This window comes from Lysinibacillus sp. ZYM-1, from assembly GCF_001308875.1.
GTDB lineage: Bacteria > Bacillota > Bacilli > Bacillales_A > Planococcaceae > Lysinibacillus.
Genome location: NZ_KQ465129.1, coordinates 20,933 through 35,970, shown reverse-complemented (window position 1 = coordinate 35,970; position 15,038 = coordinate 20,933). Strand labels below are relative to the sequence as shown.

Genomic DNA, 15,038 nt, shown 5'->3' with positions numbered 1-15,038 from the left:
CTCACTTTCAATCGTTTAGAAGATACAAAAATACTATAAGGAGCCATGCTTTGTCAATGTGCCTGAATTGGAGAGAAGTGGTCATTCCTTCATCTATAAAAATAGCAAATGTGAGCACAACTAACTAGAAATCACTTGTTAACTTGCATTTACTAAGTATAAGTGAATGTCATACTCTCAAAAACATTCACTATCAGTAGCTTTACTTGTTTAACGGAAAGAGAGGTGACATAGAGCAATAATCCATTCAGCCCCGTCAGTACAACCATGTCAGCAAGATAAAATGCCCCAGATAGAAAGTTGATTCTCCCTTACAATTGACACAACTAATCATGAATAACATGGCTGTCATTCGCAAAAAAATGATAGGAAAGGATGGTGCATAATGAGTTATGTTATTGAAAAACAGATGATGTCAGGTTTACCTAATCAGCCACTCATTGCCATAAAATACGTGGTCGCACATGAATCAGGTAACAGCACCAACACAGGTCCAAACGCATTAGAAAATGAAATTGCCTATATGAATAAAAATAAAGCCAATGCCTTCGTTTCTCACTGGGTAGGAGGAGGTGGACGGATTGTACAAATAGCACCTGTTAATCGTGTCCAATATGGTTGTGGTCCAAATGGGAATCCGTATAGCTATGCCCAAGTAGAGTTAGCACGGACTTCCGATAAGGAACAATTTAAAAAGGATTATGCGGCTTATATTTGGTTATTGCGTAAAATGGCCATAGAAGCAGGTATTTCTACTGTTTTAGATGGTATCGGCAACGGCATCAAATCCCATCGGTGGATAGCCGATAATTTGGGCGGCACCACACACAAAGATCCTTTTGCCTATTTAATGAGTATGGGCATTACCGAAGCACAGTTCCAACAAGACATAAAAAATGGCCTTGAGGAGGAATTAACAATGTCACAATATAATGAGCTGAAACAGGAAATAGAAGTTTTAAAAACCTTATTAGCCGCTAAAGCTAATTTACAATCCGACAAAGAAGTAGGCGCATCTCATAAAGAAGCATGGGCATGGGCCGTTAAGGAAGGTATTATCCGAGGAGATGGCAGTAAGAATATGAATCCGTCAGGTGTTCTCACACGAGAGCAAATGGCTACAATGCTCAAACGTTATTACGATAAATTTGTCGAAAAAAATTAATTATGCTATAATAGTAGAAGGATAAAGTTCGTTGGAATAGCGTGCTTTATCCTTTTTCTTTTAATCAAGATCTTAAAGAACTTTGTCGAAACGAATAAAAGAGGGGCGGGGGTCAAGATTTTAACTAAAATAAGAAAAGTGAAATTTGAGCAAGAAAGAAAAAATCCATTATATAACGTGGTCATGGAGTGCCCAGAGGGAAAACAATTATATGTAAAATTTGATTATACCTATAAGACTAAAAATTTCTGGCCATTAGAAGTAAATTATAATAAGAAAAATTATGGAGCCAAACTGGCATGGTATACAAATGAAGTTGAAAATATGACAGTTGCTACATTTTTAGAGAAAATTGCTAATAAAATTAATAAAAGATATCAGTTCGAGTTAAAACAACACTAAAAAAGCAGCATCCTTAAAGGGAAGCTGCTTTTTGCTTGTTCATTATTTCATTGTAATATAGACAGTTAATGCGGCTTCATCAAATGTTACATCCGCGCCAAGTGCCTGACTAACAAAACGTAAAGGCACCATTGTCGTTCCTTGATAAATTTCAGCAGGGTGGCTAAGAGCAATTGTAGATGTCGTCCCATTTGCATCAACATATGCCGTTTTGTTGCCAACGCCAATGACTATTTTTTTACTGTCCTTCGTCGCAGTTACTTTTTTAGTGGCACTATCATAGGAAACCGTTGCACCAAGTGCCTCAAAAATTGCTTTCATCGGTACTAAGGTTGTGCCATTTTTCATATATGCGCTTGGCGTATAACTTTGTTTCACATTATTTAAATAGACTGCTACTTTAGTCAATGCGGGTGCTTGTATGGCTTTAGGTGTCTGTGTATAGTGGCTTTGACCACCTGTGGAACCACCACCTTGATTGCTGCCATTACCATTATGATAATGGTAGCCTGTACAAAGACCTTTTGCCTTTGATTTCTCCGAACAATTATGACCACCATTGCTATCTAAACGCCCTGGATGCGCATCAGCAATAGAAGTAGTAGCGAAAAATAATGTAAGCATCGCTAAAGATAAGACCAATTTTTTCATGTATATCCTCCTATTATCAAAATATGTAATTATTATACTATTAAAAAATGAAATATGATATATTTTTATAGTAAATTAGTAGTAAAAGAAACGTATACAGTAAATCTTCTTGAAATATAAAAGGCACTAACAGAGAAACTGGTTAGTGCCGAATTCCGAACTTGTATGGTCTATACTTGAAGTGTCAAAAGAAAAAAATCGCTTCAAGTATAGATTCAGGAGTGTTTAACCAACGTTTTAATGAACAATTTATTTATGAGTAGTAGCTTTAGTGAAAAATTTACAACTTTAAAGAGCCTTTCTAAATTTTATAGTAGAAAGGCTCTTATATTTTTTTATAAACAATTCATTAAATCAATGCCGAAAGTTAAAGGTAAACGCAACTGATCTGAGGGCAATAAGCAGTTGGGCAAGAAATAATTGAAATCCTTTTAACATCTTACATATTTGCGTTTAAAACCAAGCTTACCACGATCGATTTCCTTTTGAATATTTTCAGCTGCATTCAGTGTTGTGCTTTTTTTGTTGTCTCGCTTCATTTCCACTGGACCAACTGTCTGTGCTATTTCGACTGCTTTTTCGTGCAGTGGTACATAGGAAATAGCGACTGTGTATAGGAAATTATTCATCGCAGATTTTGTTCGTTCTGGCGCCGCGTGAATCGTATTCTTCACCACTTCCAGCATGTTGGCTAACTTGCTCTCAGAAAATTCGCTATCTTTGCGATTTCCTAAAAGCCAACAATAGCAGCTCCAGCCTGCTGACATTTTCAGCTCTTCACCGCTTGCAATCCAGGCATCGGCCACCTCTTGCGCAATAGGTGCTTCCGCTAAAGTGACTGCCACTACATAATCAGACAGCATATAAAAATAAGCCGAATCTATCCATCGATCAAAATCAGTCACAGTCATTGCCTTTGGATCTGCAATAATTCCCGCAAAGTACATGGCATCATAGTTACCGGTAGCATAAAGCTCTTCCGCTAAAGCTTGATCGATTTTTATTTTTTTTGCAATAGGTTTCATGGCACCAGTTGCCACGCCAAAAAGTGGCTCATGCGCTCCATTCGACATATACATTTTCTTTGTTCGTTCTTTGCCCAGAGCCTCCAGCTCCTGCATTACCAATTCTGCATTCATCGAAGCACTTCCTTTTTTATCTGATTTATACGTCATTCCTATTATCCTATAAGGGGTGCCATTTTGTCATGGTTGATCTAGTTTTGTATGGAAAATATAGTTTGCTCTAGCATTTATCCTACTAAAGAAATAGGAAGTACTTATCTTTAATCGTTTAAAGTCTATTCCAAATAAACATAAATTGTGCTGCATCCGATTCGAGGGCTAGTTGGTGATAATCAGTCGATTCATCTTCTGTAATCAAGCGACCTTTTTGAACATTTAAAATAGCATGTTTTACAGAATCGGGATGTTCAATTGAATAGTGAGAATCCTTTAGTAACGTCAGGGCAGATCGACATTTATGTTTATCGATTCGTTCATTTTTTCCTTTGAAATATAGCTTTATGAGGTAGGGGGTATCGTCGATGATTAAACCAAGCTCGGGGTTTGAACGTACGGTTAAATCATCACAATACCAATTAGATTTCCCAGGTTCAAACCACTGTACCTTTTTATTTTTTAAAAATTTTAAATAGGCTTTTACGGCTTCTTGGTAATTTTTCTGACGTGCAGGAAGGGCATTATCTACAATGTCGAGTAGATAGCTATCATTAAAATGCTGTTCATATCCATGGTATTTTTTTAAACCTTCTCGTAATCCTTTCCAATAATCCTTAATTGGATGATAGTCACCCTGATATTTAATGTCTTTCACAAACTTCGTCTTGGCGGCACTTCCCTTCATCGTGAAGTCCGTAAATTGTGTTAAGCCAATAGATGGCTTTGTAATAATCGTCATTTTTACATCACCCTTCTTTCGAAAAAGTTACTTGTTATAGATTAGTATTATATTGAAATGGGGAAATTTATATGATTGCAAGAAGCCTGACGAGAGCCGGGGTTATGGATAAGAAAAGAGATACTACTACTATAGAAAAATCAGTTTTTTGAAAAAGTGATGTTTAGATATGATTTGGCTGGGAATATAAATAGCGAGCTAGTCAAAGCTCAAAAAAAATTTAGGAGGAATAGAAATGGCTAACAAGCAAAACAATCGCAACAGAAACAACAATGAAAACATGACTGTCGAAGAAGCGGGACGTAAAGGCGGAGAAGCTACCTCCAGAAATCATGATCGTGATTTTTATGAAGAAATAGGACGTAAAGGCGGCGAGGCTACGTCTAAAAATCATGGACATGAATTTTATCAAGAAATTGGCCAAAAAGGTGGAGAAGCTACGGCTGACAACCACGGCGAAGAATTTTATGAAGAAATAGGCCGTAAAGGTGGAGAAGCTCGAAGCAAACAGCGTAGTAATAACACCAACGGTAACCAAAGTCGCCGAAATAACGATAATAATTAATCAATTTTAAATAAGATAGGACCCTTCACACACTGGGCGCTTGTAGGTTTTTACTACAAGTGCCTTTTTTTGTTGAGCATTTCCTCAAAATCTACAAGATGAATTTATTGAATTTATACTAGTTGTAGTATATATTTAATCCGCTTCTATTATCGTTTCATTAGATTGTTTTTAGAGGAAATGAGGATTGTTCATGATAAAACAACTGAAAGAAAAAGAACTATATGATATCATCAACTCCGTCATGCAGGTTGTTGGCATGACGATAACTATAAAGCAAGATCATTCAGGGATTAATATGAGTTATAACTTCATTGGGGATTATGTAGGTTTTGATGCCGAGCGATTAATCGGGGCTAGGCATGAACTTCCGCTTCCGCCGTCACTGGAAGTATATGTAAAAACAATGACCTTACACGAACTTGGTCATGCGGTTGATCGTGAAGCATTGCATGCATCTCTTCCGCGTACGATTGAAATTTTTACGATGAAAAAACAACACCCTTTAAAAGAAATTTATCTTCAAGAACATCTTTTATCGATGTTGTTGGAAGAACATGAAATGAATATTCGATTTGAGCAAACAGCATGGGACAATGCATGGGAGCTCAATGGCATACACAACCTAGTACCTGAAGAGGACTTTCACTATATAAAGCAACATAGCCTAGGGACTTATAAAAAATTATATGAGCAAGATTTACAAGCCTATCACCATCTTTTGAACCAGTATGTATCTCAATTAGCATAGCTGGAAATGATTATTTCATACCTTTCTAAGAATGAGATCTAACCAATTAGGGCAATGTAATACTACTTGGAGGTGATCATTTTGACAAAGGGCAAGCAATATAAACGTCAATCAGAGTTGGCGGAATTAGCGACAGATTTAAGTCCAGATGATTTAGATGTGCGTGAAGATAATGCTTTAACACAAGAACAAAAGAAAAATTCGAACGAAAATAATCGTGCGAACCAATCAGTATCACGTAAATCTCAATCATAAATCACTCACCACAATCATTTTCGATTGTGGTATTATTTTTGTCTGAAATTTCACTACAAGTAGACCAAAGCCAAAGAGGAAGGGTGAGATTATGGCATAAAATATAATGGACTGATACCAAACCTTTTGAAACGTTTCCCAAAACGACCATCCACCCTGATGAACGGATGCCATCGAAACAATCGACAATTCTACATAAAATAGCACAAGCACTAGTAAAAACAAGGTATCCAGAGAACCATCAAATGAATAAATGTTACAATCTATATAATGAATGAGGGGAGTTGGAAAAAATGGCTTTTTTTATTATGTTTATTGGCATCATCATAGTCGTTGGGATTATCAGTAATTTGAACAACAAAACTAACAAATCTAACGAGCACATTCACTATCTGCATTCAACAAACGATTTAAATGGTAATGATTCACACACTATCTCACAGGGGAACAATCATTGTGCTGATAACAGCTCAACAGTTAGTGATTCGTCATGCGGTCCATCTGGAGATTGAAGATAGACATCCCATATTGTTTAAAAGTAGAGGAAATGCACGAACCTGATGAACAGATTCGTGCATTTTTCATATGTATAGTATTTATTTTAAAGATTTTGTTTCGGCATCAATTAAATATTTTCCAAAATCTACATTGGGGGCGATGGGACTAACGCTAATTTGCCATCCGAAAATAGTCTTTTTCATACTTACACAAGAAGTTGTATTGATCACAGAGGAACCTTTCGTTCTGAGAAGTAAATAATAGACATCTTTGATATCCGTTTCTACGACCTCAATTAATTGCGCTGAATCATTATTGAAGTGTTGAGTAATGTAGTCGTTAATGGCTAGATCGCGGCTAAAAAAGTAACGATTACTTTGCGTAAAGCCAAGGATGATCGCCAACATCAGTATACCAGCTAGTAGATAACGATATTTCTTCATAGTAAGTCTCCAACATGTTGTAGGAGCATATAATTGACAGCACATGCTGCGATAAAGCCAATAATGCCAGCGACGATTAATATACGCCCGTGTTTCGGGGCATCGTAGTCTCTTTTTAGGACGACCCCCATACAAATCTCAATAATGGCTAAATAGATTGGGAAGACAATTGACAACACTACCGAAAGCCAGCCTATCGTCACGAGAATATTTTTGCCATTTTTTTTATTGTTCATACTACGCCTCCTTTTACCATTCTTAATAGTATACAATTTATACATAAAAAGGAAAAGTATGTACATTATTGACAGATAGTGCAAAAGGAATAAAATCGTTTCATATACAATAAAACAATTCATGATAATAAGGAAGGGGAACCAACATGGGCTATTTATTGGATTTACGACAATGCGGCTCGGTAGAATTAGGAGATTCACTTGAAGAGGTGGTCAGATTGCGGAATAAGATTCCTACCAGGATTTATATAAAGGAAGGGAAAATTACAAACTTTGAAGAAATAATTAGGATAATTTATTGGGGGTATTTCAAAATGTTTATCGTAAATGTTGAAGGTGCTGTAAGGAAAAATGATAAGTGGCTTATTATTGAAAGAAGCAAAAAAGAGGAACAAGCTGGTGGTCTACTTTCTCTAGTTGGAGGTAAGGTAGAGAAAGAAGGAAATTCGTCGGACATATTAGAGAGAACAGTGAAGCGAGAAATTTTAGAAGAAGTCGGAGTGAATGTAAAAGACAGGCTAAATTATGTACATAGCACATCGTTCGTAACAGATAAAGGGGAAAATGTAGTGGATATTGTTTTTCTTTGTGAATATGAATCAGGGGAAGCATTTCCTAAAAGTACTGATGAAGTAGAAAAGGTATTATGGTTAACTACTGAGGAAGTATTAAGCCACCCAAATTCACCAATTTATTTAAAGAAAAGCATTAAACAAGCGGAGACTTTGATTAGAATTCATCTTAAATAAATGCTTTTACTTATTAAAAATAAGTATATGGTTGGAGTGAGGGGGAGGGGGTTAAATAAATGAAAAAAATTATAGTTGTAATAATTATAGTTGGAATTTTAGGCATCGGGGTTTATTTCCTATTTGGACAAAGTGGGAGTGATGAAAAGCTCATTTATGAAGGGGAAAGTGATAATTGGAAAGTTGAATATACATTCAATAATGCAGGTAAGGAAAACGTACAAAGTTCTATTGACTTAAAATATCAGAGGTCAGATGTAGGCAGTGTTGGAGAATTTCAATTTGCTGTACAAACGAAACTTGGTAAATGGGGTCAAGGTATAATTGAGTTGGATGAAAACGGACTTTATACAAGCTCTAATTCTACAATAAAAAAAGGGGTTTTAACCGAAAAGGATAAACCAGTTTTCACAATTAGTTGGAATGATAATGAAGAGGAGATTATTTTAGAAAGAAAATAATGAAGTCATTTGTAGTTTGCAAAACTTATTAAGCTCTAACGAGGAGGTATTTGAATAACGATATTCCACAATCGGGCGCTTTTCCGTAATTGATCTGCACCCCAAATGTTAGAGTCGTGTCTAACATTTGGGGTGCAGATCAAAATTAGGAAAGCGTCTTTCTTCATGAAAAGGGCCATATTGTTGAACAACACCTTTAAAGAAAATTGGATTTTTATGTGAGAGTATAGATAAGATTGTGAAGGATTGTAGGTTTTTAAATTATATAAAGGAAATTTTTTAAAGATTAACATTTCTGTTATTCTTTTTTTCTTTTGTGATAGATTTATCGTATTCATTTCGTATTACATAGTAGGTACCAATAATCATTGAGCGGGGTGAACAATTGAAAATTACAGAGAACAATGTTGTACAACACATACAGAAAAAAAATGAAAAAGCAATTCCTTTTATTATTAATCAATATGGTGGTTTACTTACAGCGATCATTAAACGTCATTTAAATTACCAGCAGCAAGATTATGAAGAATGCCTTGATGATGTTTTATTATCGATATGGAATAATATTCATTCCTTTGATCCTAATAAAAATTCATTCAAACAATGGATTGCAGCGATTGCAAAGTATAAAGCAATTGATTATCAAAGAAGACAAATTACCATACAAAATCAGCAATTTTCAGTTTCAGAAATTGATGAATCCATGGTAAAGGCAAAACAACCATCAGAAGAAAACTACGTTGAGGAACTCCTTGAGCAATTGTCAGCTAGTGAACGGAAAATCTTTGAAAAATACTATTTAGAAGGAACCCCTTCAAGTGAAATAGCAAAAGAATTTGATGCGCAAGAGTCTTGGGTTTATAACAAGCTTTCCAGAGGACGTAAAAAGCTTAAAAGTTTTTTAGTTCAAAAAAATGAAGTGTGAGGAGTGAGAATATGTCTATTTATAAAGATTTAAATGATATGAATATTGATTTGGAACAGTATGAAGAACAAAACCTTACAAACTTCGAGAAAAAGAAATGGGAAAAGCGTATATTAAAGAAAATAAGTAAAGAAAAGTCATCTCACGTAAAGAAATATTTAGGAGTTACAGCAGCTGTAGCAATGATTTTTAGTTTGATTATTGTTACGGGTTTAATTTCGCCAACGATGGCTGCGACGATGAAAGAAGTGCCTTTATTATCATCTGTTTTTAAATTTACAAGGGATCTTGGTTTACACGCCGCAGATGAAAAGGGACTCTCAACAAAATTGAATACAAGCGTTACGCATGAAGGCTATACATTAAATGTAACAGAAGTAGTGTATGATGGTACACGTGTTGCAATTGGGATTGAACGCCATCATAAAGAAGGTGAATATTCAAAAGAAAGTTTATCAGATCAGATAAGTAAGATTGAGTTTTTACTAAATGGTGAACCATTGGATTACCCTAATTTTAGTGGTGTTTTTAGACAGCCGAGCAAGGATAATGATTCGGAAACTATTGAATTTTCAGATTTAAAAAACCGAGGTGGAAATCCTTTCCCGAAGGAGTTTAATTTGACATTATCAATTACAATAAATGGCGTTTCTGAACCTTTTAAAATGGATATTCCAGTGAGTGATATTGGTAACTATGTAAACCTACAACCTAATGTAAGTAGAAAATACAAAAATAATCAGCTTACTATTGAACAAATTATACTAACGCCCATTACAACTAGTATTACGACAAGAATAGTCTTGCTTGATAAATCAACTTCTGTAGATTTCCGGGAAGGAATTCAGATCGCAGTTTTTGATGAACAAGGGCATGAACCAAGACTAGTTCATGGCAATGGCCGCCATGAGACGAATAAAGGAACTAGCGATTTGATCATGGATTTACGGGTTCATCCATTTGAAACCTTACCAAAAGCTATTACAATCAAACCGTATATTCATCTTTATGACGATGAGGGATCATACCAACTGGATGAAAACGGAGACCCGAAGATTCAATACATTCCAGAGCTAGAAATAACAATACCAATTAACTCAAAAGAATAAAAAAGTAAAGAAAGTGAGGCAAAGCTCACTTTCTTTACTTTCTAGTACTTCAAACTATCTTTTTACCTCAAAATAATAAGTACCAAGTTGTGCTCTGTTAGATTTAAAAGCTTTAACTTGAGCAGTTCCTGTATTTATCATAATAGCTTTATTACCAACAAGACGTACAACATTATTTCCATACAAAACATACCAATGAGTACCTTACATAGCGTATTCAGAGCTATAAGTGATTTTAGAAATAAGCCCATATTTTAGTTATTCCATTAAAGGGCGCTTTTATTTAGGAACGCGTCTTTTTCTTTTAAAGGGCCAGATTGTTGAAGTAGATGGTACAATGGGAGATAGAGTTTAATGATGTGAAAATAGGGGTGGTTATAGTGAAGTTAAAGGCTATTAAAGCAGCAGAGCGATTTATTAATCTGCACTTTCCTTATTGTCAGGGAGCTGTATTGGCTGGAAGTGTTGTTAGAGGTGAAGAAACTGATTCCTCAGATCTTGATATTGTTATTTTTGAAAAAAATATAATGGCATCTTATAGGGAGTCATTCATTGATTTCGGATGGCCAATAGAGATTTTCGTTCACAATTTAACTTCCTATAAACATTTTTTCGAAATGGATTATAAAGATGCCAAACCTTCTATGCAAAGAATGATATCTGAAGGGATTATATTAAAAGATGAAGGAATAATAGATTCTATAAAAAAAGAGGCCAAAGAGATTTTAAAAAAGGGTCCTGAAGAATGGACGGAAGAAGAGGTTATGATAAAACGGTATTTTATAACTGATGCTCTGGATGATTTTATAGGTTGTAATAATCGTGCTGAGGAAATATTTATAGCCAACTCATTAGCTGATCTTGTTCATGAGTTCGTTTTAAGAACTAATGGATATTGGATAGGTTCTTCGAAATGGATTATACGTGCCCTGAAGCATTATGATGTAAAATTTACGGAAGAATTCATAGAGGCCTTCGATGACTTTTATAAAACAGGTGAGAAAGGAAAGGTTATTCAACTAACTGAAATTGTTTTAGAACCATTTGGCGGTCGACTGTTTGAAGGTTTTTCGTTAGGAAAGGAAAAAATATAAAATAACATTCTCTTAAACAAACGGGCGCTTTCCCGGAAAACTAGGAAAGGGGCTTTGTCTTTATTTGGACACGGTGATATTGAACGCTGCATTCATAAGGAGGAGGCATTGTTATGGAAATATACTGGGTAAACGGACAATATCAAGAAGATGAGCGGATTTTTGATTCTCAGTTCGAAGTTTATGAATGGACTGACTCATTATATCAAGATTTCTCAAATGGCTTTTTAAGAAAAGAAAATATCGGTTATGCAACTCCTGATGTAAAGGTAATTGATTGTTTAACGGAACTAATACCACAATGGGCGGAATACACGAATGTACATGTTACAATGCACAGAGATAAGATTGAGGTAGACGGTAAAGAAATATATAGATTTTGGACTTCATATAGTAGATAAAATTAATCAACAAAACCAGCCTTCAAAATGATAATTGCCGGTAACCCCTAAATCCTCTTTGTAGTGTCATAGCTTCGCTTGTTATACGAGATCATTGTCCCAACCAGCCTCAAACATGTTTCTACAAGTAGGGGGCGAACTGTTTTGCGGACGGGGTCTTAGCCCCACGGGCGCGAACGTTCTACCCCGGCTACCGTTATCATATATCGATATAAAAAATGGTCAACCAGAAATATTTTCTGGCTGACCTTATAATACGAACGGGCGCGATTCTGTAGCAAGAATCAACGCTCGTTTTCATTAAAGGGCCACTTAAGGGAATAAATCATGTTAAAATTGAATCAATTAAAAAGCGAAGGTGGGAGTAATATGGGCTTAGCTTTGGAGATTGCACGTATTTTACTACCTGTTGTAATAGTGGGTGGGATTGCAATATTTGTAGTTATGAGAATGAAACATAAATATAAAAAAGGCACCCTGGGTAAAAAAGAATCCAAAGGCGCTCAAAATTTCTTAGATAGTTTAATACCACTTGGAATGATGATTGGTTGTGCTGTTGCTGTACTTCTCAGCATGTTTTTCCCAATCCCCTTACTGTCTACAATAGGTTTGGGATCCGGAATAGGTTTATTATTTGGATATTTTGCTTATGAAATTTATAGCAAAAAAGGAGAAGTTTAAATAGTTATCTTCTAGAAAAGGGTGCATTACTTTAATAAGGAATGCGTCCTTCTTCATCTAAGGGCCATAATGCTGAATAATACTTTTTAAGTAAAGTTATCAAACGAGGGCTTAAATGATCTTACGGTTATTGTAGGCTCTAAGTAGTATTGGGTAAATTTTGAAACTAATAAGAAATTCAATCGTATATTGGTTACTAATTACTTTCGGGAGGTGTTGAGAATGTGGGAGTTAATACTGCCAATCCTTATTGTATATGGGGTCTTAATTTGGACATATTTCAACCCAGAAGAAAGTTTATTAAAGGGAAGGCGAAGGATGTACAAAGAAGAACCTCAATTAACTGAAAGTGCAATTCGTAATACAAAAGCGAAAGCCTTAATCCGTAAAAAATATAGGAGGGTCGCCCATGGATAAAAATGAATTAATCTCACTATTCCACAAAGAACTTCGACAAGAGGCTCAAGTAAAAGGTTACATAAGAGAGGAAACAGAGCATGTGGTGCGCCACATTTCACATTTTGGTGAAAAAGGGTTCATTGTCTCATCTAATGTAAACGAAGGCGATGTAAGAGAAATTATTAAGAACGAGTTAAACTATTTTAGTAACCTTGAGCAGGATTTTGAGTGGAAGGTGTATAACTACGACAAGCCTGATAGTTTGAAAGATATTCTTAAACAAGAAGGATTCACAATAGATGATCCTGAAGCACTAATGGTCATGAAGTTAGATAATCAGCACCCCTTGCTTAATAATGATCAACACTTCAATTTAAAGGAAATAACTGATGAACAAGGCATTCAAGACATTATTGTTCTAGAAGATGCCATCTGGAATGTACCGCATGCTGAGCTGGGAGAAAGACTTTGGAGAGATAAACAGAATAATCCTGAATCCCTATACCTTTATGGAATTTATGAAGATGGTCAGCTTGTAAGTGCTGCTTGGATGTACTTAGAGAAAAACTCCTCCTTTGCTAGCTTATGGGGAGGTTCAACGCTACCGTTGTTCCGAGGAAAAGGTTATTATACAGCACTTTTAGCTACTCGAGCAAAAAAAGCATATGAAAATGGGCATCCTTTCCTTACTGTTGACGCCAGTCCAATGAGTAGACCTATCCTAGAAAAGTGTGGTTTTTTATGTCTTGCATACTCTTATGGCTGTCAGTCACCTTCTACCAAGTAGTAGAGCCTCTTATTAAAAAACTAGCAAATAGAAGCTCATGTGTTATTCCGTTAAAGGGAGTGATTGTTGAGCAACACAATTACGAAATGATCAAATTTTTTAAAAACGAAATAATATCTGCTGATAAAGAATCCATTTTGATCAATTTTTTTCAAACTGGATTCTTTATATTTATGTAAAATGCTGGTTTGTGGGATTTTTTTGATCAAACTTTATTTCAAAGCAACAGCATGGAGACGAAGTTTATAATGTTATTGCAGCCTATGAATGTCGCAGCTTTACTGGTGAATTAAACTATGATCAAGAGGAGGCAACAGCTATAAGTTTCTTTTCCTTAGATCAGCTGCCAAAGAGAATGAGCCCACCTGACAAACAAATCATAGATTATTACCTTCATAAGGGTGTAAAATAAGTATTAGATAATGAGCGTATTTGGAGGGAATAGATATGATACGATTTGAAAATGATTATGCGGAAGGTGCCCATCCTCAAATTTTGAAAAAATTAGTGGCAACGAATGAGGAGCAATCACCAGGTTATGGTATGGATGAGCATTCGGAAAGTGCTAGAGCCTATATCAAAAAGGCTATAGCTGCTGAGCAGGCAGATGTTCATTTTTTAGTGGGAGGTACACAAACGAATACAACCGTTATTGCCTCCATCTTGCGTCCACATCAGGGAGTCATTGCTGCGACTACTGGGCATATTGCCGTCCATGAAACAGGAGCAATTGAAGCGACTGGTCATAAGGTACTTACTCTGCCTAGTGATGATGGTAAAATAACAGCTGCACAGGTTAAAGCCTGCTATGATGGTCACTGGCAAGATAGCACACATGAACATATGGTACAGCCAGGTTTAGTGTACATATCTCATCCAACTGAAAATGGAACAACCTATAGTAAGGCAGAATTAACTGCATTAAGTAAAGTTTGTCGGGACTGTGGTTTGCCGTTGTTTCTAGATGGTGCACGTTTAGGCTATGGTCTAGTGGCCCAAGATAACGATTTATCCTTAGCAGATATCGCTCAACTATGCGATGTATTTTATATTGGTGGTACAAAAATAGGTGCACTTTTTGGTGAAGCGGTTGTGATCGTGAATCCTGCATACCAACGGGATTTCCGCTATATGATCAAACAAAGAGGAGGGCTACTTGCCAAAGGTAGATTACTAGGCCTTCAATTTGAAACATTATTTGAAAATAACCTTTATCTGGACATTGCTCATCATGCCGTAGACATGGCTATGCTGATTCAGCAGGCATTTATCGATAAAGGCTTTGCATTACGCTACGATTCAAAAACGAATCAGCAATTTCCAATTTTGCCGAACGATTTACTCCCTACTTTGGGCGAAAAATACTCATTTTCCGTTTGGGAATTATTTGATGATACGCATACGGTTGTTCGTTTTTGCACAAGCTGGGCTACAAAAAAAGAAAATGTTGAGCGTTTAATACAGGATATCCATCAATTAGCATAGTAATGAAACTGCACTTGGGCTTACTAGGTGCAGTTTTTTCCTATTATTCCCTTTAGATGGT

At 35.9% G+C, this 15,038-nt stretch carries 20 protein-coding genes; 15 read left to right on the top strand and 5 right to left on the bottom strand.

The window, feature by feature from the left end; translation table 11 throughout:
• Positions 1-385 precede the first annotated feature (385 nt).
• Both AO843_RS17365 and AO843_RS17360 read left to right on the top strand, forming a co-directional pair.
• A complete protein-coding gene (locus tag AO843_RS17365; protein WP_054612348.1) occupies positions 386-1,165 on the top strand; it encodes an N-acetylmuramoyl-L-alanine amidase in 780 nt (259 codons plus the stop codon).
• Positions 1,166-1,282: 117 nt separating this feature from the next.
• Positions 1,283-1,567, top strand: coding sequence for a hypothetical protein (locus tag AO843_RS17360; RefSeq protein WP_054612347.1), 285 nt, complete (start codon positions 1,283-1,285; stop codon positions 1,565-1,567).
• A 42-nt stretch (positions 1,568-1,609) separates the two neighbouring features.
• Here AO843_RS17360 and AO843_RS17355 read toward each other — a convergent pair whose 3' ends face one another.
• The 3 genes from AO843_RS17355 to AO843_RS17345 all read right to left on the bottom strand — a co-directional run bounded on the left by AO843_RS17355 (position 1,610) and on the right by AO843_RS17345 (position 4,129).
• Complete coding sequence (locus tag AO843_RS17355) at positions 1,610-2,218, bottom strand: copper amine oxidase N-terminal domain-containing protein (protein ID WP_054612346.1); 609 nt, start codon at positions 2,216-2,218, stop codon at positions 1,610-1,612.
• A gap of 431 nt (positions 2,219-2,649) precedes the next feature.
• Positions 2,650-3,357, bottom strand: coding sequence for a DNA alkylation repair protein (locus tag AO843_RS17350; protein ID WP_054612345.1), 708 nt, complete (start codon positions 3,355-3,357; stop codon positions 2,650-2,652).
• A 154-nt stretch (positions 3,358-3,511) separates the two neighbouring features.
• Complete coding sequence (locus AO843_RS17345; RefSeq protein ID WP_054612395.1) at positions 3,512-4,129, bottom strand: hypothetical protein; 618 nt, start codon at positions 4,127-4,129, stop codon at positions 3,512-3,514.
• 289 nt (positions 4,130-4,418) lie between these two features.
• Between AO843_RS17345 and AO843_RS17340 the strand changes: the two genes are divergently transcribed.
• The 3 genes from AO843_RS17340 to AO843_RS24890 all read left to right on the top strand — a co-directional run bounded on the left by AO843_RS17340 (position 4,419) and on the right by AO843_RS24890 (position 5,709).
• Positions 4,419-4,703, top strand: a complete 285-nt coding sequence (locus tag AO843_RS17340; RefSeq protein ID WP_369814435.1) for a KGG domain-containing protein — start codon at positions 4,419-4,421, stop codon at positions 4,701-4,703.
• A gap of 193 nt (positions 4,704-4,896) precedes the next feature.
• Positions 4,897-5,454, top strand: a complete 558-nt coding sequence (locus tag AO843_RS17335; protein WP_054612343.1) for a hypothetical protein — start codon at positions 4,897-4,899, stop codon at positions 5,452-5,454.
• 72 nt (positions 5,455-5,526) lie between these two features.
• Entirely contained in the window at positions 5,527-5,709 is a 183-nt protein-coding gene (locus tag AO843_RS24890; protein WP_231630193.1) for a hypothetical protein, read from the top strand.
• 596 nt (positions 5,710-6,305) lie between these two features.
• Here AO843_RS24890 and AO843_RS17325 read toward each other — a convergent pair.
• Both AO843_RS17325 and AO843_RS17320 read right to left on the bottom strand, forming a co-directional pair.
• The gene (locus tag AO843_RS17325; protein WP_054612341.1) at positions 6,306-6,650 is read right to left on the bottom strand and encodes a hypothetical protein; all 345 of its coding nucleotides are present in this window, start codon (positions 6,648-6,650) and stop codon (positions 6,306-6,308) included.
• Complete coding sequence (locus tag AO843_RS17320; RefSeq protein WP_054612340.1) at positions 6,647-6,886, bottom strand: hypothetical protein; 240 nt, start codon at positions 6,884-6,886, stop codon at positions 6,647-6,649. The genes AO843_RS17325 and AO843_RS17320 overlap by 4 nt, the downstream gene beginning before the upstream one ends.
• Before the next feature lie 314 nt (positions 6,887-7,200).
• Here AO843_RS17320 and AO843_RS17315 point away from each other — a divergent pair, with 314 nt between their 5' ends.
• The 10 genes from AO843_RS17315 (at position 7,201) to AO843_RS17270 (ending at position 14,977) form a co-directional block, all read left to right on the top strand.
• The gene (locus AO843_RS17315; RefSeq protein ID WP_054612394.1) at positions 7,201-7,635 is read left to right on the top strand and encodes an NUDIX domain-containing protein; all 435 of its coding nucleotides are present in this window, start codon (positions 7,201-7,203) and stop codon (positions 7,633-7,635) included.
• 59 nt (positions 7,636-7,694) lie between these two features.
• Complete coding sequence (locus AO843_RS17310; RefSeq protein ID WP_054612339.1) at positions 7,695-8,096, top strand: hypothetical protein; 402 nt, start codon at positions 7,695-7,697, stop codon at positions 8,094-8,096.
• 385 nt (positions 8,097-8,481) lie between these two features.
• On the top strand, positions 8,482-9,021 hold the full coding sequence (locus AO843_RS17305; RefSeq protein ID WP_054612338.1) for a sigma-70 family RNA polymerase sigma factor: 540 nt from the start codon (positions 8,482-8,484) through the stop codon (positions 9,019-9,021).
• A gap of 11 nt (positions 9,022-9,032) precedes the next feature.
• On the top strand, positions 9,033-10,130 hold the full coding sequence (locus tag AO843_RS17300) for a DUF4179 domain-containing protein (RefSeq protein ID WP_054612337.1): 1,098 nt from the start codon (positions 9,033-9,035) through the stop codon (positions 10,128-10,130).
• Positions 10,131-10,459: 329 nt separating this feature from the next.
• On the top strand, positions 10,460-11,224 hold the full coding sequence (locus AO843_RS17295) for a nucleotidyltransferase domain-containing protein (protein ID WP_054612336.1): 765 nt from the start codon (positions 10,460-10,462) through the stop codon (positions 11,222-11,224).
• Between the two features lie 113 nt (positions 11,225-11,337).
• Entirely contained in the window at positions 11,338-11,625 is a 288-nt protein-coding gene (locus AO843_RS17290; protein ID WP_054612335.1) for a hypothetical protein, read from the top strand.
• A gap of 369 nt (positions 11,626-11,994) precedes the next feature.
• Entirely contained in the window at positions 11,995-12,306 is a 312-nt protein-coding gene (locus tag AO843_RS17285; RefSeq protein ID WP_054612393.1) for a hypothetical protein, read from the top strand.
• 222 nt (positions 12,307-12,528) lie between these two features.
• Positions 12,529-12,723, top strand: a complete 195-nt coding sequence (locus AO843_RS17280; RefSeq protein WP_054612334.1) for a hypothetical protein — start codon at positions 12,529-12,531, stop codon at positions 12,721-12,723.
• Positions 12,716-13,492: a GNAT family N-acetyltransferase gene (locus tag AO843_RS17275; RefSeq protein WP_054612333.1), complete on the top strand. Its 777-nt coding sequence runs from the start codon at positions 12,716-12,718 to the stop codon at positions 13,490-13,492. Before AO843_RS17280 ends, AO843_RS17275 begins: the two co-directional genes overlap by 8 nt.
• 447 nt (positions 13,493-13,939) lie before the next feature.
• Complete coding sequence (locus tag AO843_RS17270; protein ID WP_054612332.1) at positions 13,940-14,977, top strand: threonine aldolase family protein; 1,038 nt, start codon at positions 13,940-13,942, stop codon at positions 14,975-14,977.
• Positions 14,978-15,038: the final 61 nt, after the last annotated feature.